Source organism: Aeromonas sp. 603079 (genome assembly GCF_049172135.1).
Lineage (GTDB): Bacteria > Pseudomonadota > Gammaproteobacteria > Enterobacterales > Aeromonadaceae > Aeromonas > Aeromonas veronii.
On record NZ_JAAKPX010000004.1, the window covers coordinates 132920 to 159494 of the forward strand.

At 57.9% G+C, this 26575-nt stretch carries 21 protein-coding genes and 1 pseudogene; 13 read left to right on the forward strand and 9 right to left on the reverse strand.

The genetic code is table 11. The features are described 5' to 3' along the window. Positions 1–11 precede the first annotated feature (11 nt). From G5287_RS03990 to G5287_RS04000, 3 genes are all read left to right on the forward strand, one after another. Complete coding sequence (locus G5287_RS03990) at positions 12–677, forward strand: hypothetical protein (RefSeq protein ID WP_227342840.1); 666 nt, start codon at positions 12–14, stop codon at positions 675–677. 144 nt (positions 678–821) lie between these two features. Continuing rightward, a complete protein-coding gene (locus tag G5287_RS03995) occupies positions 822–1385 on the forward strand; it encodes a hypothetical protein (protein WP_216953543.1) in 564 nt (187 codons plus the stop codon). A 192-nt stretch (positions 1386–1577) separates the two neighbouring features. After that, on the forward strand, positions 1578–1964 hold the full coding sequence (locus G5287_RS04000) for an MAPEG family protein (RefSeq protein WP_227342837.1): 387 nt from the start codon (positions 1578–1580) through the stop codon (positions 1962–1964). Between the two features lie 112 nt (positions 1965–2076). Here the strand turns inward: G5287_RS04000 and G5287_RS04005 are convergent, their stop codons facing one another. Then, complete coding sequence (locus G5287_RS04005) at positions 2077–3483, reverse strand: DEAD/DEAH box helicase (RefSeq protein ID WP_227342835.1); 1407 nt, start codon at positions 3481–3483, stop codon at positions 2077–2079. Positions 3484–3841: 358 nt separating this feature from the next. On the opposite strand from G5287_RS04005, the gene G5287_RS04010 reads away from it, so the two are divergent. Then, the gene (locus G5287_RS04010; protein WP_106843347.1) at positions 3842–4651 is read left to right on the forward strand and encodes a substrate-binding periplasmic protein; all 810 of its coding nucleotides are present in this window, start codon (positions 3842–3844) and stop codon (positions 4649–4651) included. Between the two features lie 125 nt (positions 4652–4776). Here G5287_RS04010 and aroC read toward each other — a convergent pair whose 3' ends face one another. Together aroC and prmB are read right to left on the reverse strand one after the other, a co-directional pair. Continuing rightward, a complete protein-coding gene (gene aroC, locus G5287_RS04015; protein WP_201951171.1) occupies positions 4777–5865 on the reverse strand; it encodes a chorismate synthase in 1089 nt (362 codons plus the stop codon). 12 nt (positions 5866–5877) lie between these two features. After that, positions 5878–6813 carry a 50S ribosomal protein L3 N(5)-glutamine methyltransferase gene (gene prmB, locus G5287_RS04020; protein WP_139462539.1) on the reverse strand — a complete coding sequence of 312 codons (936 nt, stop codon included), beginning with the start codon at positions 6811–6813 and terminating at the stop codon, positions 5878–5880. A gap of 82 nt (positions 6814–6895) precedes the next feature. Between prmB and smrB the strand changes: the two genes are divergently transcribed. Further along, positions 6896–7420, forward strand: coding sequence for an endonuclease SmrB (gene smrB / locus G5287_RS04025; RefSeq protein WP_201951174.1), 525 nt, complete (start codon positions 6896–6898; stop codon positions 7418–7420). Positions 7421–7437: 17 nt separating this feature from the next. On the opposite strand, the pseudogene G5287_RS04030 reads toward smrB, so the two are convergent. Together G5287_RS04030 and G5287_RS04035 are read right to left on the reverse strand one after the other, a co-directional pair. After that, positions 7438–8027 (reverse strand): annotated as a pseudogene (locus tag G5287_RS04030) (histidine phosphatase family protein). Between the two features lie 35 nt (positions 8028–8062). Continuing rightward, the gene (locus G5287_RS04035) at positions 8063–8473 is read right to left on the reverse strand and encodes a GFA family protein (RefSeq protein ID WP_227342833.1); all 411 of its coding nucleotides are present in this window, start codon (positions 8471–8473) and stop codon (positions 8063–8065) included. 328 nt (positions 8474–8801) lie between these two features. Here G5287_RS04035 and G5287_RS04040 point away from each other — a divergent pair, with 328 nt between their 5' ends. Beyond that, positions 8802–9356 carry a porin family protein gene (locus G5287_RS04040; RefSeq protein ID WP_227342831.1) on the forward strand — a complete coding sequence of 185 codons (555 nt, stop codon included), beginning with the start codon at positions 8802–8804 and terminating at the stop codon, positions 9354–9356. A 125-nt stretch (positions 9357–9481) separates the two neighbouring features. On the opposite strand, the gene G5287_RS04045 is transcribed toward G5287_RS04040, so the two are convergent. Together G5287_RS04045 and G5287_RS04050 are read right to left on the reverse strand one after the other, a co-directional pair. Then, positions 9482–10945 carry a chitinase gene (locus tag G5287_RS04045; protein WP_227342829.1) on the reverse strand — a complete coding sequence of 488 codons (1464 nt, stop codon included), beginning with the start codon at positions 10943–10945 and terminating at the stop codon, positions 9482–9484. A gap of 307 nt (positions 10946–11252) precedes the next feature. Further along, on the reverse strand, positions 11253–12473 hold the full coding sequence (locus tag G5287_RS04050; RefSeq protein WP_227342827.1) for a methyltransferase: 1221 nt from the start codon (positions 12471–12473) through the stop codon (positions 11253–11255). A gap of 183 nt (positions 12474–12656) precedes the next feature. On the opposite strand from G5287_RS04050, the gene G5287_RS04055 reads away from it, so the two are divergent. Continuing rightward, positions 12657–13235, forward strand: coding sequence for a PhnA domain-containing protein (locus G5287_RS04055; RefSeq protein ID WP_005333203.1), 579 nt, complete (start codon positions 12657–12659; stop codon positions 13233–13235). A 202-nt stretch (positions 13236–13437) separates the two neighbouring features. Here the strand turns inward: G5287_RS04055 and G5287_RS04060 are convergent, their stop codons facing one another. Then, positions 13438–14964 carry a fumarate hydratase gene (locus G5287_RS04060; protein WP_005345328.1) on the reverse strand — a complete coding sequence of 509 codons (1527 nt, stop codon included), beginning with the start codon at positions 14962–14964 and terminating at the stop codon, positions 13438–13440. A gap of 294 nt (positions 14965–15258) precedes the next feature. On the opposite strand from G5287_RS04060, the gene pabB reads away from it, so the two are divergent. The 3 genes from pabB (at position 15259) to G5287_RS04075 (ending at position 18666) form a co-directional block, all read left to right on the forward strand. Beyond that, on the forward strand, positions 15259–16542 hold the full coding sequence (gene pabB / locus G5287_RS04065) for an aminodeoxychorismate synthase component I (protein WP_421230908.1): 1284 nt from the start codon (positions 15259–15261) through the stop codon (positions 16540–16542). 42 nt (positions 16543–16584) lie between these two features. Then, a complete protein-coding gene (locus G5287_RS04070) occupies positions 16585–17151 on the forward strand; it encodes a CoA pyrophosphatase (RefSeq protein WP_005351753.1) in 567 nt (188 codons plus the stop codon). Between the two features lie 216 nt (positions 17152–17367). After that, positions 17368–18666 carry a serine/threonine transporter gene (locus G5287_RS04075; RefSeq protein WP_005345325.1) on the forward strand — a complete coding sequence of 433 codons (1299 nt, stop codon included), beginning with the start codon at positions 17368–17370 and terminating at the stop codon, positions 18664–18666. Positions 18667–19237: 571 nt separating this feature from the next. On the opposite strand, the gene sstT is transcribed toward G5287_RS04075, so the two are convergent. Continuing rightward, entirely contained in the window at positions 19238–20488 is a 1251-nt protein-coding gene (gene sstT / locus G5287_RS04080) for a serine/threonine transporter SstT (RefSeq protein ID WP_005345324.1), read from the reverse strand. A 355-nt stretch (positions 20489–20843) separates the two neighbouring features. On the opposite strand from sstT, the gene G5287_RS04085 reads away from it, so the two are divergent. The 3 genes from G5287_RS04085 to G5287_RS04095 all read left to right on the forward strand — a co-directional run bounded on the left by G5287_RS04085 (position 20844) and on the right by G5287_RS04095 (position 26569). Beyond that, positions 20844–22760: a RecQ family ATP-dependent DNA helicase gene (locus tag G5287_RS04085; protein WP_421230890.1), complete on the forward strand. Its 1917-nt coding sequence runs from the start codon at positions 20844–20846 to the stop codon at positions 22758–22760. 591 nt (positions 22761–23351) lie between these two features. Then, positions 23352–25274, forward strand: coding sequence for a PrkA family serine protein kinase (locus G5287_RS04090; protein ID WP_033113275.1), 1923 nt, complete (start codon positions 23352–23354; stop codon positions 25272–25274). Positions 25275–25297: 23 nt separating this feature from the next. Then, positions 25298–26569 (forward strand): YeaH/YhbH family protein, encoded by a 1272-nt coding sequence (locus tag G5287_RS04095; RefSeq protein ID WP_005360363.1) that lies wholly within the window; start codon positions 25298–25300, stop codon positions 26567–26569. The last annotated feature ends 6 nt before the right edge of the window (positions 26570–26575 follow it).

Below are 26575 nucleotides of genomic sequence, written 5' to 3' on the forward strand. Positions count from 1 at the left end.
GGGAGCAAGGTATGAAGTGGGCTGGCTGGTGGCTGCTGTTTTGCCTGAACTCGATTGCCCAGGGCGCGCCCCTGACTCTGGCGGCGCCCGTGGAATATATCCCCCTGCTGCGCCCCTTCTATGAGGAGTGGTTTGGCAAGGCCAGGGTCGATTTTACCTTTATCCCCTGTACCAGCGCCCGCTGCAAAAAGCTGCTTGATTCCGATAGCACCATCGCTGGCGATATCGCCCGGATCAAGGGCTTTGAGCAGACCCATCCGCATATGATCCCGGTCGGCACGGCGATTGGCGAAGTGACCATCTATGCCCAGAGCAAGCAGGACGCCAGCTGGCCACCCGCCAGTCAGGAGCGGGTTGGCTGCCTGCGCGGCATTCAGTGGTGCAGCCGCTATCTCGACAGTCGACGCATCGTCTGGTTCAACGATGAGAAGCAGGGTCTCGCCCTGTTCCAGCGCGGCAGAACCGACTGGGTGATCCGGCTACTGCCCACCAATCAATCCCCCCTTGCCGCACCATGGAAACGGGTCTCCGATATCGAGGTTTATCTCTACCTCAACAAGAGCCGCCAGGCCGATATCGCCGCCCTTGTCCAATCCCAGCAGCAGCTGATAGCGAGCGGCCGCTGGCAGCAGATGCAGGAGCGCTACTTCTCGGCCCTGCTGACCCCCATCCGCTGATCGGGGCACCACAGAACAAACCGCCAAGAACCGTGTTTTATACAATCTTTTTTGCCACCGAAGCCTGAACGGACAGTTCAAAACCCGTTCATGCCCGCTCGCTACACTGCCCCCTCGTTTATCGCTTTCAGGAGCCTGAAAACAATGATGTTGCATCTCACGAAGAGTTCCCTTGCCCTTGCCCTTGCTCTGCTGGCAGCCAGCGGCGCCCTCAGCGCGGCCGAAATCACCAACAACAATATCACCGAGGCCGACATCAAGGCGGCGCAGGATGCCTGGGGCGCGGCGCTCATCAAGATCAGCGATGACTATCGGGCCGGCGGCATTGAGCGCGCCAAAGCCACCGCCGAGGCGGTACTCGACAGCGCTTATGGCTACCAGCAGGGGCCGGTACTGTTCAAACCCACCCTCGCCGGTGGTGAGCAGACCTTTCGCACCACCCGCGAGGGGGCGCTGGCCTATTTTGTCGGCAACAACAGCGCCTATCCGGCAGATAGCGGCTTTGCCCTGAAAAACTGGCAGAGCTACCGCTATGACAATGCCGCCGTCTATATCAACGGCAACATGGCGCTGACCATGGGCAAGGTGCATCTGGTGGATCGCGACAACAAGGAGACCACGGTCGACAAGAGCTGGGGTTTCAAGAAGGGGGATGATGGCAAGGTGCGCATCGTGCTGCACCACTCCTCTCTCCCCTACGGCGCCTGACTGGCGAAGTGCAGCTGACAGAGCACGCCACCTAAAACCAGACAACAAGCCCTGCCAGACTGGCGGGGCTTTTTTATCCGGCAAGGGTGCTTTGGGCGCCATGGCCGAGCCCCCTTTACTGCTACCCTCAAGGGCAAGCCATTGAGCGCGCAACAGATCCATGCTTATCCATCACCTCGGGAGCCCTACGCCATGACCATACTGCCCATCTATGCAGCCCTGCTTGCCCTGCTCTTTGTCCTGCTCAGCGTACGCACCATTCGCACCCGTCACCGCCAGAAAGTGGCGCTCGGCCATGGCGATGATCCCGCCATGCTGCGGGCCATGCGGGTGCACGCCAACTTTGCCGAGTATGTCCCCCTCGCCCTGCTGCTCATCTATTTCGTCGAAACCGGCAGCCATGCCCCCTGGCTGGTTCATCTGCTAGGGAGTGCCCTGCTGCTTGGTCGCCTCTGTCACGCCTTCGGCATGAGCCGCACACCGGAGCATTTCCGCTATCGGGTGGTGGGAATGGGGCTGACTTTCACCGTCATTTTGCTGAGTGCGGCCTGTCTCCTGATCACCGCCCTGCTCTCCTGACCAGAGCAGGTCAGCCAAACGCGGATCTGCAGAAGCAGAAATAGAAAAGCCCTGCCGATATGGCAGGGCTTTTCGTTTAACCGATCAGGGTGGAGAGTGGCTCTCCTTGCCCTTACTGGTTATGGCTGGCGCGACGGGGACGACGGGCCTGAGCCGGTTTGCCAGCGCCCTCAGCCGGACGCTGACCACCTTGCGGCTTGGGCTTGCCGCCGTTGCCAGTGCGATTGCCACCACCGTTAGCACCGGCGCCATTGCCGGAGCGACCGGCACCTTGACGCTGGCCTTGACCTTGCGGACGCGGCGCACGGCGCTGCTCGCTCGGATCACGGGGCTCTTTGCGCAGCGGCGCGCCGATACCACGGGCGATGTTGTCGAGGGTCTCGCGGGACGCTTCGAAGCCGGGCACCTGCTCGCAGGGGATGTTCTGCTTGGTCAGACGCTCGATGGCTTTGATCAGTTTGCCTTCATCGGCCGCAACCAGGGAGATGGCGTGACCGGCCGCGCCGGCACGACCGGTACGACCGATACGGTGCACGTAATCTTCCGCCACGTTGGGCAACTCGAAGTTGACCACTTGCGGCAGCTTGTCGATGTCAAGACCACGGGCGGCGATATCGGTCGCCACCAGCACCTTGACGCTACCATCCTTGAAACCGGCCAGCGCGCGGGTACGGGCACCCTGGCTCTTGTTGCCGTGAATGGCGGCAGCACTGATGCCGTCTTTTTCAAGCTTCTCGGCAACGCGGTTGGCGATGTGCTTGGTACGGGTAAAGACCAGCACCTGCTGCCAGTTGTTGCTGGAGATCAGGTGGCTCAGCAGGGCAATCTTGTTGGCCTTGTCGCACGGGTGCACCAGCTGCTCGATACGCTCGGCGGTACTGTTGCGGGGGGCAACTTCAATGACAGCCGGGTTGTCCAGCAGGCCAGTGGCCAGCTCGCGAATTTCATCGGCGAAGGTGGCGGAGAAGAGCAGGTTCTGGCGCTTCTTCGGCAGCAGGGTCAGGATGCGGCGGATGTCGCGGATAAAGCCCATGTCGAGCATGCGATCCGCTTCGTCCAGTACCAGGATCTCCACCTCGTCAAACTTGACGGCATTCTGGTTGTAGAGATCGATCAGACGGCCCGGACAGGCCACCAGCACGTCCAGACCACGGCGAGTCGCCATCATCTGCGGGTTGATGCTCACGCCACCGAATACCACGTGGCTGCGCAGGGGCAGATGCTTGCCATAGTTGCGCACGCTCTCGCCCACCTGGGCGGCCAGCTCGCGCGTCGGGGTCAGTACCAGCGCACGGACGCGGTTCGGAGAGACCTTGCGCTTGCTCTCCATCAGACGTTGCAGCATCGGCAGGGTAAAGCCTGCGGTCTTGCCGGTCCCTGTTTGGGCCGCCGCCATCAGATCGCGGCCAGCCAGAACGGCGGGGATCGCTTGCTGCTGAATGGGAGACGGGGTGTCGTAGCCTTGTTCGGCAACGGCACGCAACAAGGGTTCGGCCAGACCGAGGGAAGTAAAACTCATAATTACCTGCTAGGGATAGGGGCGCCGACAATCCGGGATGGGGCTCCTCTGCTGAGCCGATGCCATCTCGCCAGACTCGGGCCTGTTGAGAACACAACGATTTCCCCGGGGAGCAGAGCAAAGGGGAAAGAATAGGGGCGCAGTCTAACGGAGTTGTGCCGGATAAACGAGAAAAATGTGATGCTCCTCCCAGCACGCACAGAAAAGCCCTCTGCTCTCCACCGAATAATCCCGTTGACCAGTGAAGCACGAACCACACTATTAACTGACAACTTATTACCTGTCCCGCCATCGTGATGCGCGGGTCGCAGGCGCACGGGATAGCAGAGAACAAAAAGCAGAATAACGAGGTTAAGCTATGAGCACGCAATATCGTCCCCACGGCAACTGGCAGGCCAAGCTCTGCCTGCTGCTGCTTTTGCTGACCCCTTCCCTGCAGGCCAGTCAGACCCTGACCGTGGCCTGGAGCCACTGGCCCCCCTTCAGTCAAATCAACAACCGGGGTGAGCTGGACGGGCTGGATGTCAGCCTGACTCGCCAGATCCTCACCCAGGCGGGCTTTGCCCCCAAATTTCGTGAGATCCCCTGGGCGCGGGCACTCCATCTGGTGGAGCACGATCAGCTGGATGTGGCGATGGCCGCACTACCACTACCGGAGCGGCAGAAGTATGCCCGCTTCTCTGCACCCTATCGCCAGAGCGCCTATGTGCTGTTGAGTAATAACCCGATTCCAGGCCATCAGGATCGCTGGGGAAAGCTCGATACCTTGTCCAAACTGTGCCACAACAAGGATCTCAAAATTGGCAAACTGCGCGGTACTCGCCCCATTCATCAAATGGACGAGTGTCCTGCCCTCAAGGGGGCGACCGAGTACAATGCCGATGATCGACTAATCGAACTGCTGCTGGCCCGCCGTCTCGATGGCATCATTATGGAGTGGCAATATGCACGCTATCGGCTCTCCCAATTGGGCGCCGAGGGGTTTATCAGTTGTCAGCTGTTGCTGCACCATCAGCCGGTCAGCCTGATGTTTGCCAAAAACAGCATGAGCGAAGAGCAGCTCCTCAAGGTCAACGAGGCCATTCACGCTATGCCCAAACACCATGGGAAGTTCTCTCCCCCCAACTGCCGTCTCGATGCCGATCCGCAGGACGCTGATCACTCTTGATAACCGACGAGTGATAGAAGTACCGCAGAGCATAAGAACAAAGGCGACCCGAAGGTCGCCTTTGATTTGGTTGACGAACCAGCACCCTGAACAGGGTGCGATCAGTCGATGTGCAGCAATAGCGATCAACGCAGCTGTGGGGTATGGGTCAACACCCCCTGATTCTGGGCACGATGGCGCAGCAGGTGATCCATCAACACCAGCGCCAGCATGGCTTCGGCGATGGGCACGGCGCGAATGCCGACACAGGGATCGTGACGCCCCTTGGTGATCATCTCGATGGCCTCACCTTCGGTATTGATGGTCTTGCCCGGCACAGTGATGCTGGAAGTCGGTTTGAGCGCCATGCTCACCACAATATCCTGACCCGACGAGATGCCGCCCAGAATGCCACCCGCATGGTTGCTGGCAAAGCCCGCCGGGGTCATCTCGTCGCGATGCTCGGAGCCTTTTTGCTCCACCACCGCAAAGCCATCACCGATCTCCACCCCTTTCACCGCATTGATGCCCATCATGGCATGGGCAATGTCGGCGTCGAGACGATCAAACACCGGCTCACCCAGGCCCACCGGCACATTGCGCGCAATGACCTGCACCTTGGCACCGATACTGTTGCCCTCTTTTTTCAGGTCGCGCATATATTGATCGAGCGCTTCCAGCTTGCCCGCATCGGGGAAGAAGAAGGGATTCTGCTCAATCTGCGCCGCGTCAAACGCCTCAGCCTTGATGGGGCCGAGCTGGGAGAGAAAACCGGTGATCTCGATGCCATGTACCTGTTTCAGGTACTTCTTGGCAATCGCCCCCGCCGCCACTCGCATCGCGGTCTCGCGGGCAGATGAGCGACCACCGCCACGATAGTCCCGCTGACCATACTTCTGGTGGTAGGTGTAGTCAGCATGACCCGGCCGGAACAGATCCTTGATATCGGAGTAATCCTTGGAGCGCTGATCGGTATTCTCGATGAGCAGCCCGATGGAGGTGCCGGTGGTCTTGCCCTCGAACACCCCGGAGAGGATCTTCACCTCGTCCGGCTCGCGGCGCGGCGTGGTGTAGCGGGAAGTGCCGGGCTTGCGCCGATCCAGATCCCCCTGCAGATCCGCTTCGCTGATCTCCAGCCCAGGCGGGCAACCATCGACCACGGCGCCCAGCGCCAGGCCGTGGCTCTCGCCAAAGGTGGTGACCCGAAAGAGTTGACCAAAACTGTTCCCTGCCATGCGCGCTCCTGCTTAGTTCTTGTAGATGGCGAAATGATCCTGATACTGCACCAGCTCTTCACGGGTCATCACAAAGACGCCGTGACCGCCGTTTTCGAATTCAACCCAGGTAAAGGGGATCTCGGGGAACTGGGCTTCCAGATGGATCATGCTGTTGCCTACTTCAACCACCAGCACACCGTTATCCTTGAGGAAATCGGCGGCATGGGCCAGCAGACGCTTGGTCAGCTTGAGACCATCGGAGCCGGACGCCAGCGCCAGCTCGGGCTCGTGACGGAACTCTTCCGGCAGATCCGACATGTCTTCGGAGTCCACATAGGGCGGGTTGGAGACGATGAGATCGTATTTGTCGCCCGCCGGCAGATCGCGGAACAGATCGGAGCGGATCGGTATGACCTGCTGCTCCAGCCCGTGATCGTTGATGTTGCGCTCGGCCACGTTCAGTGCATCGATGCTGATGTCGATGGCATCCACTTCCGCTTCCGGGAACTCGTGGGCCATGATGATGGCGATACAGCCGGAGCCGGTGCACAAGTCCATGATCCGGGTCGGTTCATGTTTGAGGAAGGGCGCGAAACGGTTGGCGACCATCTCGGCAATGGGGGAACGGGGAATGAGCACCCGCTCGTCCACGTAGAACTCCCAACCGGCATACCAGGCCTTGTTGGTCAGGTAGGCGGCGGGTACCCGCTCCTGTACGCGGCGGATAATCAGTTCGGCGATACGGTGACGCTCGCTGCTGGTGAGACGGGAGTGGCGCATGGCCGGGTCTACATCCGGTGGCAGATGTAACGCGGGCAGTACCAGCTGCACAGCTTCATCCCAGGCGTTGTCGGTTCCATGACCGTAAAAAATCCCGGCGTCGTTGAAACGACTCATGGCCCAACGCAACATGTCCTGGATGGTGTGCATCTCGGCAACCACCTCATCGATAAATATCTTGTCCAAATCCACCTCCAAGTCGAGTAATATCCGGCCCGAGCCCCGTTTACGTTGCGGGCAAGACGCATACCTAATACATGAGCATCTGATGAAAAAAACGCCCTCACCGACAGACGAGGAAACCCTGCTGTTCCGCGATGCGATAAAAGGTACCCGGAAAATCAAGCAAGATACCATAAGGGCCGAGTTACGCCCGGTCAAGCAGAAACGCGAATTGCGCGAAACCCGCGAAAAGCTTGGGGTTGACCACTATTTCAGCGATGAGTATCAGCCCCATCTCGACGATGATGGGCCGACCCGTTACGTGCGGGAAGATGTGTCAAAATTTGAGCTGAAAAAGCTCAAGCGGGGCATTTATCCGCCGGAGATCTACCTGGATCTGCACGGCATGAACCAGCAGCAGGCAAAACAGGAGCTGGCCGCCCTGCTCACCCTCTGCCAGAAAGAGAACATTCACGTCGCCTCGGTGATGCACGGCATCGGCAAACATATTCTCAAACAGCGCATTCCCTGCTGGCTGGCCCAGCACCCCAATGTGCGCGCCTTCCATCAGGCTCCCCGCGAATGGGGTGGCGACAGCGCCATTCTGGTGTTGCTGGATATCGAAGAGTAGAAAAAGCAGCGCACAAACTAACTCTGCCCAACCGGTCGATTGAATCGCAATGGTGATATAGAGGAGTCAAGATTGACCACCAGCATGCCGCCGTTGGGCAACTGCCACGCGAATAAGTCATCAAATCCGGCGGTCGTTAGGGCGCGGATCACCTTGGCGACCACACCGTGCGCCACCAGCAATACCCGCTCCCCCTGCATGGTCGAGGCCAGTGCCGTTAGTCCCTGCGAGACTCGGGCAATCACCTCATCCAGCGTCTCACCGCCAAGCGGAGCCTCCGCCCAGCGCCGGGTGATGTTGCGCACCCACAACTCGGGATAACGCGCCTTGGCCTCTCCTCAAACAGACCGACATGCCGCTCACGAAAGGCCGGAGCAAGCTCCACAGGCAACCCCAACTGGCGTGAGAAGATCGCGGCGCTCTCTCTTGTTCGCAGCAGGGGCGACGCCAGCAACCGATCGAACGGGGCCAGTGTGGTCGCTATCTCATTGGCCAGCCAGCATATATGCCGCGCGCCATCTTGGTTGAGCCCGATATCCAACGCCCCTTGATAGCGCCCCTCGGCGTTGGCTTGGGTCTCTCCATGGCGGATCACTATCAGCTCCATGGTGTACTCCTCTTTCTACGTGGAATATCACAAAACTACTTCCCTTTCGGATAACGGGGATGATCGTCCTGGATCGGCAACCAGGAGAGCTGGCTGACGGTATGGATGTGATAGGTTGGTGCGACCGTTTCGGGGTTATCAAGTGGGACAATAGCCAGCGTCAGGTACTCGGGGTATTGAATGCTGCGATAGCTGAGGGTGGCGCCACAGGTTGCACAAAAGCCGCGTCGAATCGCCTCCGACGAGGCGTACTCAGTCAATACGCCGCATAGCCATTGCACCTGTTTCACCCGAAAATCCATCCAGGCGCCGACCGGAGCGCCGGTCGTGCGCTGACAATCCCGGCAGTGGCAAAAATCGGTAGCAAAGGGAGCAGCTAGCACCTTGTAGCGGATTGCACCACAATGGCAACCCCCCTCTAATATCCCGTTACGAGAAATCACCATCTTGTTTACCATCCAGTCCACGTTTGAAGGCATATATTGCCAGCCTAACATCCCGTTACACTAAGTTGATTAGTGCAGAAAACCAATGAAATTTGCGATTTATCAGCGCCCGTTTCAGATAGTATTGACACAGTTCACCATTGTTCAGACAGAAGATAACCACTCTCACCTCCCATCATAACGGTTATGGGGGCTCTGATTATTCATCCCGCTGACAATATGAGATATTGCCACTCACTACTGGCCTGCGAATATAAGACAAGCTCACCCGAGCCCATATAAATCTGTTCGTCGCAGCCATATTCCACGCTATTTAATTGGAACCTGCATGATGAAGTTATTCACTCCCCTGGTGGTTGCCACGGCGATCTTCTCTTCCGTGGCGATAGCAACCCCCTCTCCCCATATCGTCGGCGCCACCCTTGGCTATGGCACCCAGTCATTCAAAGCACAAAATGGGGATCAGGCCGATGGCGGTGACAATATGACTGCCGATCTCTATTACCGTTATATGTTCAACGATTATATCGGTATCGATTCAGGAATATTGTTTGGTACCGGTGGCGTAGTCAGCGCCCTCTTCGATGCAACCCTCAATGACGTAAAAGATATCCATTACAAAGGGATCCGCTCTGCCTTGTATGCACAATTCCCGGTCTCTTCCGGCAACAGCTTTTATGCCAAACTGGGTGCCAACGCCCACAGAGTCGAATACACGATCAACAAGGAAGATCAGAGCAACTCCGGGGTCGGTTTTTATGGCGCTGCGGGTTGGCAATATCGCTTTGATTCGGGTATCGGACTCAATGCGGAGTACCAATATATCCCCATGCCTCGACTCGATGTCAAAGGGGTCAGTGTCGGTCTCAACTACCGTTTCTGATCCCGCCTGATGGGGCGACAACAGGCCGATAACGGGTAAAAAGCAGGGAGATATCTCCTCCCTGCTGCCTGCTTGTTTCCACTACCGATAGATCATGGTGATTGACCATGATCCCAACGGCAACCTTATTTGGTCACCACCACAGCCCAGGGGCCACCTTTGGCGGGATCATCCCCTTGCGTCCACCATTTGGCCTGATAGACGGCGCCCTTGTAGCTCACCTTGTTGCCCGCGGTATAGACCTTGCTGGCCTCCCAGGCAGGCTGGCCATCAATGGGCGGGTCAACCGGATCGACCGGGGCAGGATCGAGCTTGGCGACGATCCGCACTTTCGGCCAGTTGGCGTGGGAACCGTAGAAGTTGGTCACGCACTTCTCGTAATCACCCGGCACCAGCGCAGAATAAGCGGTCTGGAAGCCCACCAGCTCACACTCGAAGGAGTAACCGCCCGGGCGATCAGGATAGTACTTCCAGTTGCCATCCCAGTTGGTGTAGAGCACGTCGGTAGCGCCGTTGAGATTGAGGCTGCCATAGGGAGTCTGCTGCCAGCAGGTGTTCTTCTCATCCGCCTTGACCGGGATCTGGTAGTGGTTGGCCAGCCCTTCCCAGTAGCGGATGCGATTGACCGGCTGCCCTTTGTCCTTGTTCTGTTCACCACACTCGATACCGCCGTTGATGACGTTGATGGTGGTACCGAAGCCATAGCCGATACCGGCGTCAGCTTCCCGTTTGGAGGGTACCCAGGTGCGATCAATCACGTGCAGCATGGCCGGTTTCGGGGCCTGCGGGGTGAGGAAGAACCAGATGGCAGAAGCGAGGTTGAGCCAGGAGTCCGCCACCAGCCCCGGGTTGTTGAGCAGCACTGAGGCATCGCCATCAAACATCGCCTCGGAGAAGGCCCCGTAGTTGAAGTGGTAAGAAAGCTGCTTGGCGCCGCGGCCAAAGTAACCTTGTCCGGTACTGCAGGGCCACTTCTTGTTCTGCCAGTCGTTCTGGCCACAGCCGGTGGTATAACCGGTCTGTCCCTCTGACCAGCCCATCTCCCGCACATGCACCAGCGCCTGTTGCCACTCCTCCAGCCCCAGCGGGTTATCGGAGACGTTCTCCTTGGCAATATGGCCGCCGGTCTCCTGAGAGAAGTGGGCAAAGGCCGTCACAATGGATTTTTTACAGATCGCATCAGAATCGCGCCCGTCGTTATATTCGCCGCAGAACGCAGGAAATTTACCGATGGCCCGCAAGAAGCGGACATAGGTATATTCCGGCGCGGCCATCTGGGTTAAATATTCCCATTCAGATTGGGGAAATACCCGTTCAACCCGTTTTACGTTGTCAGGATTGCTTGCCAGACCCGGTTCAATGGCATCGACTATTTTATTTGACCGGGTGGCCAGTGCCTTGGCCCATATTGTATACATGGGGTTGGCCGTCTTGGCCTTTTCCACCGCGGCCAGATCCGGGGCCGCAATCACATATCCTCCCGCATTTTGTGGATCGGGTTGAATATTCATGGTTGCACTTATTACGGCATAGCTGGGCAATACGCAAGCGGCAGCGATCAGCCAGGCACAACGCTTGGGTTTGAACATGTTTATCGTCCTTGTTTGAATTAATGCGCTCCAAGAGTAGGTGTTCCAACAACTAAATTCACGATGAAAATTAAGAAATGCGCGTAATTTGTGAACCATTTCACCTTGTGCTACTCAACGCAGCTAAAACGACATAAAAGAACTCAAACGATGACCATTTTGGCCTGTTTTGCCACCCGTATGGGGAGGCGAAAGACGATCAGATGATCTGTCACCAATTAATTATTCGTGGCAAAAAAAAATGGCTGACCCGCTTCACCAGTCAGCCATCAACAATGTTCAAATAACGCTCACAAAGAGCTCGCTGTCAGGCGCGCACGGCACGGATCAGGATATTGCGCGGGGTCATGGGTTTGGCACAGAACTCCCCCACTTCGACCCGATAACCCTGCTCTTGCAAAAAGAGCGCGCGATCCAGCGCCAGCCAGATCTCGAGAGGACGGCGAAACAGATGACGCACCAGCTCCATGCGGGCGACATCACCAAAGCGACGCTCCCCGTGCTCCAACCAGGCGGGATAGTCGAGCCCGGCGGGCAGCACAATCCCTTTGCGTTCAGCAGCCCAAACGCAGAATGCCTCGAAGGTGCCGGTCAGCAGGCTCTTTTGCATATTGGGCACCGGCAGATACTCATCCACCCCGCGCACCTGACGCTGCAGGCAGTCAAACCCGAGCCGCCACACCACTTCCTGCTCGCGCAGGCGGGCGATCCGCGCACCGCCGGTGACCGTCTCCTGTAGCGGCAACTTGAGATCCGCTTTGCTCAACACCAGCTCGCTGGCGCTGGCCGCGGCCGACAGCGGGCGATAGTGGCTGGTACGGATCAGGTGGTAACAACAGGGAGAGATGGTCACTCCGCGGGCACCGCGCTCGGCCACCCGCTCCAGCAGATGGGTGTGGAGCTCGCCGCAGGCATGGAGTGCCATGGCGTGATGTTCGGGGGCGATCAGCGCCGCCGATTCAGGGGCAAAGGCATCGGCGCAGGTAAAGGTCATATTGGCGCCATCCCGCTCGGCCAGCAGCCGACCTTCGTCACAAAGCTGTCCTTGCAACTCCAGACTGAGGATAGGAGCCTGTCGATGAAGTGACACCAGCCGCCCAAGATGTCCCTTGCCAGCACACCACTCCAGATAGGGGCCCTGATGGGCAGGCAGACAGGCGGTGAACGACTCGATCTGGGCCTGCTTGCGCCCCGGCATATGCAGCGCCATCTCCTTGCTGCAAATGATTGGCTCAGGGGTAAACGGGGCAAGCTGACTGAGTTGCTGCAGCTCGGCTCCCTCGGCAATCCAGGGGGCAAGCAGACTGCTGAGGGCATCCATATCCGCATCGAGCTCTGCCAACTGGACGAGCGTCAGCCCATTGAGCAACGCCGCCAGTTCGGGCGCCTCATCGGCAAAGGCTATGGTCAAATGATGATATGGCTGATATTGCCACCAGCGTCGGTAGCGGGTGAGCAGTCGATCCAGTTGTTGAAAACGTTGAGCCAGCACGAATGCCCCTGCCTTGCAGTCAAAAAGGAGGCTCATTCTAGCGATCCCGCTTCAAATTGCACTCTCAATACCTGACGATCAGCACCGCGCAACACCACAGCCGACCCTGCGACCCAGGGCAGACCTGACAAAGTACGGGGTTTTATGCTATATTCCGCCCCCTCTTTCACGCGCCCCGCCCAACGCGGGACGCTTTACACTAGCTATGGGACCAACAACATGACCATCAACGCCATTCTGCAAGCGCGCGCGGGCGCCAAGTGTGAACTGTGCAGCGCCGAGCAGGCGCTGACCGCCTTCGTGGTGCCTCACTCCCCCGCCAGCGACGATGATCACAGCGTTGCTATCTGTGACACCTGCCGTGGTCAGCTGGAACAACCGGATACCCTGGTGGTCAACCACTGGCGTTGCCTGAGCGACAGCATGTGGAGCCAGGTGCCTGCGGTGCAGGTGATGGCATGGCGCCAGCTCAAAGCTCTCTCCGGCAAGGGTGAAGTATGGGCTCAGGATCTGCTGGACATGATGTACATGGAAGACGAAGCCAAGGCCTGGGCTGAAGCTGGTATTGCTGACGAAGATGACGACAGCGTACCGACTGTTGACTCCAACGGCGCCGTGCTGCAAGAGGGCGACTCCGTCACCCTGATCAAGGATCTGGACGTGAAAGGCGCCGGTTTCACCGCCAAGCGCGGCACCCTGGTCAAGGGCATCCGTCTGACCAACAACCCGCTCCATATCGAAGGCAAGGTCAACGGCGTGCAGATCGTACTGGTGGCCGCCTACCTGAAAAAGGCCTAAAGCCAAGGGCGATTGCTCTACTGTCTGCTGCCAGAGCACAAGCACAACGATAAGGATGGCGTCACGCCATCCTTTTTTATGCCCGCTTGCCGCAAACAGCCAACTTGAGCCCATAACAGGCCAGCCAAAGCAAAAAGGCGCATCCGGATGGACGCGCCTTCTTTACAAGCCGATGCCATTAACCGGCAGCGGAAACGGTCACTCAGGAGGAGAGTTTGCCATCCAGCTCGGCAATCTTGGCCGACCAGTAGGCAGGGCCGGTTTCGTGGATGTTGTTGCCTTCGGAATCGACCGCAACGGTCACCGGCATATCTTCCACTTCAAACTCGTAGATCGCTTCCATGCCGAGATCGGCAAAGGCCACCACGCGGGCCTTCTTGATGGCCTTGGCCACCAGATAGGCGGCGCCGCCGACCGCCATCAGATAGACAGCCTTGTGCTGCTTGATGCTCTCGACGGTTTTCGGGCCACGCTCGGATTTGCCGATCATGCCGATAAGGCCAGTTTCACCCAGCATCATGTCGGTGAACTTGTCCATCCGGGTGGAGGTGGTGGGGCCAGCCGGGCCAACTACTTCGTCACGCACCGCATCAACCGGGCCAACGTAATAGATAAAGCGGTTGGTGAAATCGACCCCTTCCGGCAGCCCTTCACCACGGGCCAGCATGTCGGCGATACGCTTGTGGGCTGCATCGCGACCGGTAAGGATTTTGCCCGATAGCAGCACGGTATCACCGCTCTTCCAGCTGGCCAGTTCGGCCTTGGTGATGCCATCGACGTTGACGCGGCGCACGTTGCCACCCGCTTCACGGGTGATCTCCGGCCAGTCGCTCAGTTTCGGCGGAGTCAGTTCGGCGGGGCCTGAACCATCCAGCTCGAAGTGAACGTGACGGGTCGCGGCGCAGTTGGGGATCATCACCACCGGCTTGGAGGCAGCATGAGTCGGCGCAGATTTCACCTTCACATCCAGCACGGTAGTGAGACCGCCCAGACCCTGGGCACCGATCCCCAGCTTGTTGACCTTGTCGTAGAGCTCGACCCGCAGCTTCTCTTCTGTGGTTTGCGGGCCACGGGCAATCAGCTCCTGAATGTCGATATGCTCCATCAAGGCCTCTTTGGCCAGTACCGCCGCTTTCTCGGCGGTACCGCCGATGCCGATGCCCAGCATGCCGGGCGGGCACCAGCCTGCGCCCATGGTCGGCACGGTTTTCAGCACCCACTCGACGATATCGTCAGAGGGGTTGAGCATCACCATCTTGGATTTGTTCTCGGAGCCGCCGCCTTTGGCCGCGATGCTCACTTCCACCTTGTTGCCGGGGATCATGTCGATATGCACCACGGCAGGGGCGTTGTCTTTGGTGTTTTTGCGACTGCCGGCCGGATCGGCCAGCACGGAGGCGCGCAGCGGGTTGTCAGGATTGGTGTAGGCACGACGTGTCCCTTCGTCCACCATCTCCTGCACTGTCATGTCGCTGTCCCACTGGACTTGCATGCCAATTTTGACGAAACAGGTCACGATGCCGGTGTCCTGGCAGAGCGGACGATGACCTTCGGCGGACATGCGGGAGTTGATCAGGATCTGGGCCAGCGCATCCTTGGCGGCCGGGTTGGCTTCACGGTCATACGCCGCTTTGGCAGCCTGAACAAAATCCAACGGGTGGTAATAGGAGATGTACTGGAGGGCATCTGCGATAGAATCGATGAAATCCTGTTTTTTTATAATGCTCATATCATCCTCACTGGTCCTTGTCTCTGCCACGGAGCAGGGCAAGGGCTTCCATATGATGGGCCGTGCTGACGTGCTGGCTAAAAACTATCAACCAGCAAAAAACGAACGACACGGCAGTTTTTTCTTAAGTCACCGACACCTATGATACGCTTGCCCACCAGCACCGACTAGGGTTCGGGAACCAAACTGTTGCCTGTGTAACATAAAATGACGCCAACACTTCATATCCATCATCTAGACCATAGTGCTGAACTCCATCAGCTTTTTGCCCGCCTGCAACATCAGCCGTGGGCCATGTTGCTGGAATCGGCGGGACCACTCGGTGCCGATAACGGCTTTGATATCATCACTGCCGATCCGCTGGCGACCCTCGAAACCCGTTGCGAGGTGACCACTCTCACCTGGCATGGTAAGAGCAGCGAACACAGCGAAGATCCCCTCGCCCTGCTGGCCCATACCCAGCGACAGCTGCTGGGGGAGCTGGATCTGTGTGCCACTCACCTACCCTTTATCGGCGGTGCCCTCGGCCTGTTTGGCTATGATCTCGGCCGCCGCTTCGAGCGACTGCCAGTGCAGGCCGCCGCCGATATCGCGGTGCCGGACATGGCTGTAGGCATCTACGACTGGGCGCTGCTGCGCAATGTGGCAACTGGCGACTGGCAGCTGGTGCACTGGGGGGATAAAGCGGGCCTTGCCAACCGGCTGGCCTGGCTTGAACAGCAGCAGGCCAAACCGGCCCCCGCTTTTGCCTTGCAGGGGGCGTGGCAGAGCAATATGAGCCGCGCCGAGTATGGCGAGAAGTTTGCCCGCATTCAGGAATATCTCGCCGCGGGGGATTGCTACCAGATCAACCTGACCCAACGTTTCAGCGCCCCCTATCAGGGGGATGAGTGGCAGGCCTATTGCCTGCTGGCAACCGCCAACAAGGCCCCCTTCTCAGCTTTTATCCGCCTGCCGGATAGTGCGCTGCTGAGCCTCTCTCCCGAGCGGTTCCTGCTGCTTGATGGTCGCCATATCGAAACCAAACCCATCAAAGGCACTCGCCCTCGCCACCCTGATCCGGCCACCGATCGGCAAGTCGCGCTGGAGCTGGCACAGGCGGACAAGGACAGATCAGAGAATCTGATGATCGTTGATCTGCTGCGCAACGACATCGGTCGGGTCAGCTGGCCGGGCTCGGTCAGCGTGCCTCATCTCTTTGCGGTGGAGTCGTTTCCGGCGGTACATCATCTGGTCTCCACCATCCACGGTGAGCTGGATGCACGCTGGCAAGGAGTCGATCTGCTGCGGGCCTGTTTCCCGGGTGGCTCCATCACCGGCGCCCCCAAGATCCGCGCCATGGAGATCATCGAAGAGCTGGAGCCCCAGCGCCGCAATGCCTATTGCGGCAGCATAGGCTATCTCAGCCAGCATGGCCGGATGGATACCAGCATCTGCATTCGCACTTTGATCGCCGAAGCGGGTCGTCTGCACTGCTGGGCCGGTGGCGGCATCATCGCCGACTCCGACGCCGACAGCGAATATCAGGAGACCTATGATAAGGTCGCCCGCATCCTGCCGCCGCTGTCGGCGCTGTAACCCTCCCCACTGTCAGGCCAACACACAGGAGAGCTCCCCGCCATGGATCGCCACGAACTGCTGACCCGCTTCCAGTTGCAGCGACCCGCCCCGGCCCATCGCCTCGCCATCGGCGGGCTCAGTCCGGCGGCAGTGTTGATCCCAGTGGTGATGCGCGATGAGGGGCTCAGCGTGTTATTGACCCGGCGCAGTCCACGGCTGCGTCATCATGGGGGGCAGATCAGCTTCCCCGGCGGGCGACAGGATCCCGGCGACGAAAACCTCATTGCCACAGCGCTGCGGGAGACCGAAGAGGAGCTCGGCATTCCGGCCCGGCTGATTGAAGTGATCGGCACCCTCAACCCGCTCAATACGGTGTCACGATTCGAGGTGCTGCCTGTGCTGGGGCTGCTCGATGGCAACTATCCCCTCATTCTGAGTCCGGATGAGGTGGATCACGCCTTTGAAGTGCCGCTGACCCATCTGCTGGATCGGCGCAACCACATCCCCCTGACCCTTTCCAGAGGGGGGAAAGCGCACACCATCTACTGGATCCCCTGGCAACAGCACTTTATCTGGGGGGCTACCGCCAGCATGATCAACCAACTAGCCCAGCATCTCGCAAAATAACAATTTACCTACATTTGGCCGAGCAAGATTTAATCATTAACACTAAAATAACGTGCCAATTGATAAACAATAATTGAATTTTTCTTGTTTTGATCACATTTCCATAAGAAAGTGCGGTTTTTCGTGCCGTAAAGATGAATTTGATCAACATTTTTGATTAGAAAAACCGTATCCTTGCGCCGACTTAATAAGAACCACACATTCGGGGTGAGATAGATGTCAAACACAGTCACTGGCACGCAGGGAGTTGCGGCGTCAACAGAGCAAGGGATCAGCTCTACTCAAACCACTCGTTGGGAAAAACGCGACTCTACCTGGGTCATCAGTCTGTTCGGGACCGCGGTTGGCGCGGGGATCCTGTTCCTGCCGATCAACGCGGGTATGGGCGGTTTCTGGCCGCTGGTCGTCATGGCGCTGCTGGTAGGTCCCATGACCTATCTGGCCCACCGTGGTCTGGCCCGCTTCGTGCTCTCCTCCAAAAAGCCAAATGCAGACATCACCGAAGTGGTGGAAGAGCACTTTGGCGTGGGTGCCGGTAAATTAATCACCCTGCTCTACTTCTTCGCCATCTACCCCATCGTGCTGATCTACGGCGTGGGCATCACCAACACCGTGGAAAGCTTCATGGTCAACCAGCTGCAGATGAGTGCCCCGCCGCGCTGGATCCTCTCCATCGTGCTGATCATGGGCATGATGTCGGTGATGCTGGCCGGTGAAAAGCTGATGCTGAAAGTGACCGAGCTGCTGGTTTATCCGCTGATCGCCATTCTGGCCGGTATCTCTTTGTACCTGATCCCGGACTGGACCGGTGCCGCGCTGGAGCAAGTGCCCTCTGCCAAGGATTTCGCCACTACCCTGTGGCTGACCATCCCGGTACTGGTCTTCTCCTTCAACCACAGCCCGGCTATCTCCAGCTTCTCTCTGGCCCAGCGCCGCGACCACGGTGATCAGGCGGTCGAGAAAGCCGATGCCATCCTCAAGCGTACCGCCATGGTGCTGCTGGGCTTCGTGATGTTCTTCGTCTTTTCTTGCGTCATGAGCCTGACACCGGCCCAGCTGGCAGAAGCCAAGGCTCAGAACATCGCCGTGCTCTCCTATCTGGCCAACCAGCATGCCAGCCCCATCATCTCCTACTTCGGTCCGCTGGTTGCGTTCGTCGCCATCGTCTCCTCCTTCTTCGGCCACTATCTGGGGGCCCGTGAAGGTCTGAAAGGGATGATCGTGCAGAACATGCGCAAGTCAGGCAAAGAGCCGAACGCCAAGAAAGTCGAGATGTTCATCATCGCCTTCTTCATCCTGACCCTGTGGGGCACTGCCATTGCCAACCCCTCCATCCTGGGCATGATTGAATCCTTGGGCGGCCCGATCATCGCCACCATCCTGTTCATCATGCCGATGTACGCCATCAAGCGCGTACCGGCCATGGCGAAGTATCAGGGTCATATCAGCAACGTATTTGTCGCTGTGATGGGGATGATCGCCATCTCCGCCATCCTCTATCAGCTGGTCGGTTAATCCCCTACCTGCCGCTGATAGCAAAAAGCCAGCCGAACACTCGGCTGGCTTTTTTATCTCTGCAATCTGTGCATCCGCGATTGCCCTGCTCTCTCCTTATTACTCTCCTCACCTTGTTGGATATCTGCATGCTCACCAGCGCCATGGCAGAGCACTTCGGATATCAACATGACGCCCCCCTGCCCGCAGCTCAATATCGCCAACACGTTTACTCCCCCTCACCAAACCATGATGGCGTGTCTGATAGGACGGGTTGGGTTCATCTGCCGCAGCCAGCCACCTCCATTCTTCTGTGATGATGTGATGATGTGATGATGTGATTGTCTTGAAGATCTGGGGTAAGCCATAGCAATCGGCTGTTAGCAGAACAGACAAAAATGTGTAACGCACAACAGAAGGAGGAAGCACAACTCCAAGGGATAAAGATAAGGCAGCGCCCTGGACAAGGGCGACAGAATGTCTGGCACATCAGCCAAAGAGCCTGCTTAAAGAGGAAAAGAGAGCAAATCCGGCAATAAAAAGCGCCCTCCGAAGAGGGCGCAAGTGTGTTGCGAAACTGACCGTTGCGAGATCAGGCTTCGCGGCTCGGTACCGGAGCCACATCCAACAGGGTTTCATCCTCGGCCATGCACGCTGCGGCGGTGAACAGCACGTCGGTGGAGCTGTTCAGCGCTGTCTCGGCAGAATCCTGCAACACACCGATGATAAAGCCGACAGCAACCACCTGCATGGCGATGTCGTTACTGATGCCAAACAGACTGCACGCCAGCGGGATCAGCAGCAAAGAGCCACCGGCGACACCGGACGCGCCACAGGCACTGACGGTGGCAACCACAGAGAGCAGCACGGCCGTTGCCATGTCCACTTCCATCCCCAGGGTATGTACCGCCGCCATGGCGAGCACAGTGATGGTGATGGCCGCACCCGCCATGTTGATGGTGGCACCCAGCGGGATGGAGACCGCGTAGGTATCTTTGGGCAGGCGCAGTTTTTCACACAGCGCCATGTTGACCGGAATGTTGGCGGCAGAGCTGCGGGTAAAGAAGGCGGTCACGCCGCTCTCTTTGAGGCAAGTCAGCACCAGCGGATAGGGGTTGCGCTTGATCTTCCAGAAGACGATCAACGGGTTGACCACAAAGGCGATAAACAGCATGCAGCCGATCAGCACCACCAGCAGTTGGGCATAGCCAAACAGGGCGTCAAAGCCGGTCTCTGCCAGAGTGGAGGCAACCAGACCCAGGATCCCGAGCGGAGCACAGCGGATCACCGCTTTCACGATGGCGGATACACCGTGAGACAGGTCAGTGATCAGCGCCTTGGTGCTCTCGTTGGCATGGCGCATGGCGATACCCAGACCGATGGCCCACGCCAGGATCCCGATATAGTTGGCATCCATCAACGCCTTGACCGGGTTGGTCACCACGTTGAACAGCAGGGTCTGCAGTACCTCGGTGATCCCGCCGGGCGGGGTGATCTCGGCAGTATTGGCCACCAGATGGAGGTTGGAGGGGAACAGGAAGCTGGCAATCACCGCGACCACGGCCGCAGAGAAGGTACCAAACAGGTAGAGCGCCAGCAGCGGGCGAATATTGGTCTTCTGACCCTGCTTGTGACCAATGATGGCCGCCATCACCAGTACGAATACCAGCAGCGGAGCTACCGCTTTCAGTGCACCAACGAACAGACTGCCAAGCAGACCTGCCGTTTTCGCCCACTCGGGCGCAAACAGTGCCAGCAAGATACCGAATACCAGACCAACCAGGATCTGGCTGACCAGGCTGGTGCTATTGACCAGCCGAAGGAGGGGGTGTTGTTGTGTCATCAAAAAAGTCCCTAAGCACCGTAGTGCATGAATCATGAGTCCTGTCTGCAACCACTCATCGGGAGACCCCTGTCGCCCGAATGTGGTGTCTGTGGCCAGCCTTCTGCCGGGCCGATCCGCCAGTCACCGGATTGCATGACGGAATATCCCATTCGCCATCTTTTTTTTCCAGAGACTCACCAAAAAATATCCCGTTTCCATCACAAAAAACCGCAACAAAACCTTAACCACAGCGCAACCACCCATTTTTGTACGTTTTATCGACACTCTCTGCCCTTACCCTCACGACCATTCCTGTGTCACCCGTGACCGGCATCGCTGTGCTATCATCCCCCATTTGCCGCGGAGCCTTGCCATGATCCCATCCCTGCTCAACCAATATTTTGGTTTCTCCGCACTCAGGCCAGGTCAGGAAGCGGTGATCAGCCGGGTGCTGGCAGGTCAGAGTGCCGCCGCCATCTTTCCCACCGGCTCCGGCAAGTCCCTCTGTTATCAACTGCCGGCCCTCGCCCTGCCTCACCTGACCCTGGTTATCTCGCCGCTACTGGCGCTGATGCACGATCAGCTCGCCTTCCTTAAAAGCAAGGGAATAAGCGCCGCTACCCTCGACTCAAGCCAGAGCCCGGAGGAGAGCCGACGAGTGATGCAGCAGGCGCTGGATGGCCAGCTCAAGATCCTGATGATCTCGGTGGAGCGACTCAAGAACGAGCGCTTTCGCCGCTTTATCCAGCAAGTGCCGCTCTCGCTGCTGGTCGTCGATGAGGCGCACTGTATCTCGGAGTGGGGCCACAACTTTCGCCCCGACTACCTCAAGCTGCCGAGCTATCGCCATGATCTGAAGATCCCGCAGGTATTGCTGCTCACCGCCACCGCCACACCGGCGGTGATTCAGGATATGCAGACCAAATTCGGCATCGCGCCGGAGGGGGTCGTGGTCACCGGTTTCTACCGCCCCAATCTTGATCTGGCGGTCATTCCCCTGTCGCCCGACGCGCGGGATAGCTGGCTCGCGCAGGAGTTGGCCAACGATCCGGCGGCCCCCACCATCGTCTACGTCACTTTGCAACACACCGCAGAAGCCTGTGCCGAGCAACTCATTAGAGAAGGGATCAACGCCCGCGCCTATCATGCCGGACTCGACTCGGTGCTGCGCAGTCAGATCCAGCACGACTTCATGGCGGGCAAGGTGGATTGCATCGTCGCCACCATCGCCTTTGGGATGGGGATCGACAAAGCGGATATCCGGCGGGTCATTCACTACGATCTGCCCAAATCCATCGAAAACTACAGCCAGGAGATTGGCCGCGCCGGAAGGGATGGCCAACCATCGCGCTGTATCGTGCTGGCCAACCAGAGCCAGCTGCCGGTGCTGGAGAACTTCGTCTACGGCGATACGCCGGATTTGAGTGCCATCCTCCAGCTCCTTGCCATCATCAAGCAGAGCGGGAGCGAGTGGGAATTCACCCTGCTGCGTCTCTCCAACGACACCAATATCCGCCAGTTGCCCCTTAAAACCCTGCTGGTCTATCTGGAGATGGCAGGCATCATCACACCGGCCTACAGCTACTACGCCGACTACCGCTTCAAGTTTGTGCTGGATAAAGGCGAGATAGTGAGCCGCTTCAATCCGGATCGTCGCCAGTTTCTGGAGCAACTGTTCGCCTGCGCCCCGCAAGCCCGCAGCTGGTGCACCATGGACTTTGACGCCCTCTGGCAGGGCTATCAGGGGGAGCGACAGCGGGCGGTTGCGGCGCTCGACTACCTGCAGCAGCAAGGCTGGATCGAGCTTGAAAGCAAACAGATGACCGAGGTCTACCGGATCACCCGTCAGGGGTGGGACAACGAGCAGGAGGCTAACGCGCTCCATGCGCTCTTCTTGCAAAAAGAGCAGAGTGAGTTGGCCAGACTGCAAGCCATGCTCGACTTTTTCACTTCGAATGAGTGCCTGAGCCACCGCCTCGCCCGCTATTTTGCCGATGAGGTGGCGCCGGTTCATTGTGGCCACTGTTCGGTTTGTCGCGGCGATGTGGCGCATCTCCCGCCCCTGCCCTCACTGACCATGCCAAACGAGGCGGGGATCCGCGCCTGGTGCGATCCGCTGATTGCCAAGACCGGTTCCGTGGATGCGCGTGTTCTGGCCCGTTTCCTGTGCGGTATCGCCACACCGCTGACCAGCCGGGTCAAGGCCAAATCGCTGGCGGGCGCAGGCCAGTTGGCCGCCCACCCGTTTGCCCGCGTCCTGGCGGCCGTGCAACAAGCCTACCCTTGCTAGGTGAGTGCTGGCTGCGTCAATAGCCACCAGCAGTAACAAGCGTTTACAGACGCAGAAAAAGAAGACCCTCGCGGTTGCGAGGGTCAAGCCAACGGAAACGTGCTTAAACAGAGCTTGGTGAGGCAACAGTCAACTCTCTTGCTAAAGCATCTTGCTGCTCACACATCGCCAATCTAGGGCACTCAAAATGTAGCGTCAATGTAAAAATTAGAGCCAAAACTCCAAACAAAGTGATTTACGTTGACGTTCACGTAATGACATTCTCATCCATAACCCCGCCAACCCGCAGCCCCATTGCCTTTCGTCAAACCCCTTAATCTTTTCGCAATAAGTTCCCTGTTTCCCATAAACATTTATTTTTTATGTCTTTGACATTTACCTCGCTATCGTGGCAAAAATAATTTAACAGTCAGTAACATAGCGGTGTTGTTGACTGACCCTCCCCGCACAAGGATCGGGCAGGTTTCTTCAGAATTTAACCTATCAACCGTGATGGATTACTGGAGTCTGTTGACTAGGCTTTAAAAGCGCACAACACAAAAGCAGTCATCCACATTTTTCAGGGTAAGCGACTATAACGAGGGCAAAGTTATGGGCATATTCGAGCATTACCAACAGCGATATGAAAAAGCGAGAGAAGAGGAATATACCATCCAGGAGTTCCTGGATATGTGTAAGCAGGACAAAGCCTGCTACGCCTCCGCAGCCGAACGTCTGCTGACCGCCATTGGTGAGCCGGAGATGGTAGACACCTCAGCCAACCCCAGACTGAGCCGACTCTTCTCCAACCGCGTCGTGGCACGCTATCCCGCCTTCAAGGATTTCTACGGGATGGAAGAGGCCATCGAACAGATCGTCTCCTACCTCAAACACTCCGCCCAGGGGTTGGAAGAGAAGAAACAGATCCTCTATCTGCTGGGCCCCGTTGGCGGCGGTAAATCCTCGCTGGCAGAGAAACTCAAATCCCTGATGCAGAAGGTGCCCATCTATCGCATCAAGGGCTCACCGGTCAACGATCACCCCTTCTGCCTGTTCGACATCGAAGAGGATGGGGAGATCCTGGAAAAAGAGTACGGTATCCCGCGCCGTTACCTGCGTCCCATCATGTCCCCCTGGGTGGCCAAACGCCTGCACGAGTTTGGCGGCGACATCACCAAGTTCAAGGTGGAGAAGGTCAACCCCTCCATTCTCGATCAAATTGCCATAGCCAAAACGGAACCCGGTGATGACAACAACCAGGATATCTCCTCACTGGTCGGCAAGGTCGACATCCGCATGCTGGAGCACTTCGCCCAGGATGACGCCGATGCCTACTCCTACTCAGGTGCGCTGTGTAAAGCGAACCAGGGAGTGATGGAATTTGTGGAGATGTTCAAGGCCCCCATCAAGGTGCTGCACCCGCTGCTGACAGCAACCCAGGAGGGTAACTACAACGGTACCGAAGGGCTCTCCGCCCTCCCCTTTGACGGCATTCTGCTGGCTCACTCCAACGAATCCGAGTGGCAGCAGTTCCGCAACAACAAGAACAACGAAGCTTTCCTCGACCGCGTTTACATCGTCAAGGTGCCTTACTGCCTGCGCGTCTCGGAAGAGGTGAAGATCTACGAGAAGCTGCTGGTCAACAGTGAACTGACCGAGGCCAAATGCGCCCCGGGCACCCTCGAACTGCTGGGTCAGTTCTCGGTGTTGTCACGGCTGAAAGAACCCGAAAACTCCAGCATCTACTCCAAGATGCGGGTCTATGATGGCGAAAGTCTGAAGGACACAGATCCGAAGGCGAAGAGCTATCAGGAGTATCGCGACTACGCAGGTGTAGACGAAGGGATGAATGGTCTCTCTACCCGCTTTGCGTTCAAGATCCTCTCCCGCGTCTTCAACTTCGACCACGCGGAAGTGGCCGCCAACCCGGTGCACCTCTTCTATGTGCTGGAGCAGCAGATCGAGCGCGAACAGTTCCCGCAAGAGCTGCACGATCGCTACCTTGAGTTCATCAAGGGCTATCTGACCCCGCGCTATGTGGAGTTCATCGGCAAGGAGATCCAGACCGCCTATCTCGAGTCCTACTCCGAGTACGGTCAGAACATCTTCGATCGCTACGTCACCTACGCCGACTTCTGGATCCAGGATCAGGAGTACCGTGACCCCGAAACCGGCCAGCTGTTTGACAGAGCGTCTCTCAACAGCGAGCTGGAGAAAATTGAAAAACCCGCCGGGATCAGCAACCCGAAAGATTTCCGTAACGAAATCGTCAACTTCGTGCTGCGTGCCCGGGCCAACAATGCAGGCCGTAACCCCAACTGGACCAGTTACGAAAAGCTGCGCACCGTGATCGAGAAGAAGATGTTCTCCAACACGGAAGAGCTGCTGCCGGTTATCTCCTTCAACAGCAAAACCTCGGCCGAGGAGCAGAAGAAGCACGATAACTTTGTCGAACGGATGATGGAGAAAGGCTACACCCGCAAACAGGTGCGACTGCTCTCCGAATGGTATCTCAGGGTACGCAAGTCATCCTGACCCTGACTGTTCAAGGGGGAGTTATGGCGCATTTTATCGACCGCAGGCTCAACGGCAAAAACAAAAGCGCTGTCAATCGGCAGCGCTTCATCCGCCGCTACAAGAAGCAGATAAAACAAGCGGTCTCGGATGCTGTCTCCAAGCGCAGCATTCAGGACGTTGACAAGGGCGAGAGCATAAGCATCCCGACCAAGGATATTGGCGAGCCCCATTTTCATCAGGGGCACGGCGGTAAACGGGAGATGGTGCATCCCGGCAATGATCAGTTCGTCTCCGGCGACAAGATTGACCGTCCCAAAGGAGGGGGCGGCGGACAGGGTTCAGGCGAGGGACAAGCATCCAATCAGGGAGAAGGGGCCGATGATTTCGTGTTCCAGATCTCCAAGGATGAGTATCTCGATCTGCTGTTTGAAGATCTGGAGCTGCCCAGGCTGCAGAAAACCCAGCTCAACCAGCTGATGGAGGTGAAAACCTATCGGGCGGGCTACACCTCCAACGGGGTGCCCGCCAATATCAACGTGGTGCGTTCCCTGCAAAATTCACTGGCGCGGCGCATGGCGCTGCAAGCGGGCAAGAAGCGCCAACTGCATGAACTGGAAGATCGGCTGGCCCTGCTGGCCACCGATCCCAACGAACACTTTGCCGAGATCGCCCTGCTCGAGAAGGAGATCAGGGAGCTGAAACGACGGATCGATGCGGTACCGTTTATTGACACCTTCGATCTCAAGTTCAACAACTTCGTCAAACGGCCCGTCCCCTCCAGCCAAGCGGTGATGTTCTGTCTGATGGACGTCTCGGGCTCCATGGATCAGGCCACCAAGGAGATGGCCAAACGTTTCTATATCCTGCTCTATCTGTTCCTGAGCCGGACTTACAAGAACGTAGAAGTGGTCTATATCCGCCACCATACCCAGGCCAAGGAGGTGGATGAACACGAGTTCTTCTACTCCCAGGAGACAGGCGGCACCATCGTCTCCAGCGCCCTCAAGATGATGAATGACATCATCAACGAGCGTTACCCGGCCAACCAGTGGAACATCTATGCGGCGCAGGCGTCGGATGGTGACAACTGGGCCGATGACTCACCGCAGTGCCGTGAAATTCTGGCGCGGGACATCATGCCAAGGGTGCGGTACTACTCCTACATCGAGATCACCACCCGTGCCCACCAGACCCTTTGGCACGAATATGAGTCGGTAGCCAGCCAGTTCCCCCACTTTGCGATGGAGCACATTCGCAAGGTCGAGGATATCTATCCGGTGTTCCGCGAGCTGTTCAAGAAACAAGCGGCGTGAGGAGGT

What these genes read in the sequence shown, in the direction of transcription:
- G5287_RS03990 (WP_227342840.1), top strand. Translation starts at nt 12, where the DNA reads ATGAAGTGGGCTGGCTGGTGGCTGCTGTTTTGCCTGAACTCGATTGCC.
- G5287_RS03995 (WP_216953543.1), top strand. Translation starts at nt 822, where the DNA reads ATGATGTTGCATCTCACGAAGAGTTCCCTTGCCCTTGCCCTTGCTCTG.
- G5287_RS04000 (WP_227342837.1), top strand. Translation starts at nt 1,578, where the DNA reads ATGACCATACTGCCCATCTATGCAGCCCTGCTTGCCCTGCTCTTTGTC.
- G5287_RS04005 (WP_227342835.1), bottom strand. Translation starts at nt 3,483, where the DNA reads ATGAGTTTTACTTCCCTCGGTCTGGCCGAACCCTTGTTGCGTGCCGTT.
- G5287_RS04010 (WP_106843347.1), top strand. Translation starts at nt 3,842, where the DNA reads ATGAGCACGCAATATCGTCCCCACGGCAACTGGCAGGCCAAGCTCTGC.
- aroC (WP_201951171.1), bottom strand. Translation starts at nt 5,865, where the DNA reads ATGGCAGGGAACAGTTTTGGTCAACTCTTTCGGGTCACCACCTTTGGC.
- smrB (WP_201951174.1), top strand. Translation starts at nt 6,896, where the DNA reads ATGAAAAAAACGCCCTCACCGACAGACGAGGAAACCCTGCTGTTCCGC.
- G5287_RS04035 (WP_227342833.1), bottom strand. Translation starts at nt 8,473, where the DNA reads ATGGTGATTTCTCGTAACGGGATATTAGAGGGGGGTTGCCATTGTGGT.
- G5287_RS04040 (WP_227342831.1), top strand. Translation starts at nt 8,802, where the DNA reads ATGATGAAGTTATTCACTCCCCTGGTGGTTGCCACGGCGATCTTCTCT.
- G5287_RS04045 (WP_227342829.1), bottom strand. Translation starts at nt 10,945, where the DNA reads ATGTTCAAACCCAAGCGTTGTGCCTGGCTGATCGCTGCCGCTTGCGTA.
- G5287_RS04050 (WP_227342827.1), bottom strand. Translation starts at nt 12,473, where the DNA reads ATGAGCCTCCTTTTTGACTGCAAGGCAGGGGCATTCGTGCTGGCTCAA.
- G5287_RS04055 (WP_005333203.1), top strand. Translation starts at nt 12,657, where the DNA reads ATGACCATCAACGCCATTCTGCAAGCGCGCGCGGGCGCCAAGTGTGAA.
- G5287_RS04060 (WP_005345328.1), bottom strand. Translation starts at nt 14,964, where the DNA reads ATGAGCATTATAAAAAAACAGGATTTCATCGATTCTATCGCAGATGCC.
- pabB (WP_421230908.1), top strand. Translation starts at nt 15,259, where the DNA reads ATGTTGCTGGAATCGGCGGGACCACTCGGTGCCGATAACGGCTTTGAT.
- G5287_RS04070 (WP_005351753.1), top strand. Translation starts at nt 16,585, where the DNA reads ATGGATCGCCACGAACTGCTGACCCGCTTCCAGTTGCAGCGACCCGCC.
- G5287_RS04075 (WP_005345325.1), top strand. Translation starts at nt 17,368, where the DNA reads ATGTCAAACACAGTCACTGGCACGCAGGGAGTTGCGGCGTCAACAGAG.
- sstT (WP_005345324.1), bottom strand. Translation starts at nt 20,488, where the DNA reads ATGACACAACAACACCCCCTCCTTCGGCTGGTCAATAGCACCAGCCTG.
- G5287_RS04085 (WP_421230890.1), top strand. Translation starts at nt 20,844, where the DNA reads ATGATCCCATCCCTGCTCAACCAATATTTTGGTTTCTCCGCACTCAGG.
- G5287_RS04090 (WP_033113275.1), top strand. Translation starts at nt 23,352, where the DNA reads ATGGGCATATTCGAGCATTACCAACAGCGATATGAAAAAGCGAGAGAA.
- G5287_RS04095 (WP_005360363.1), top strand. Translation starts at nt 25,298, where the DNA reads ATGGCGCATTTTATCGACCGCAGGCTCAACGGCAAAAACAAAAGCGCT.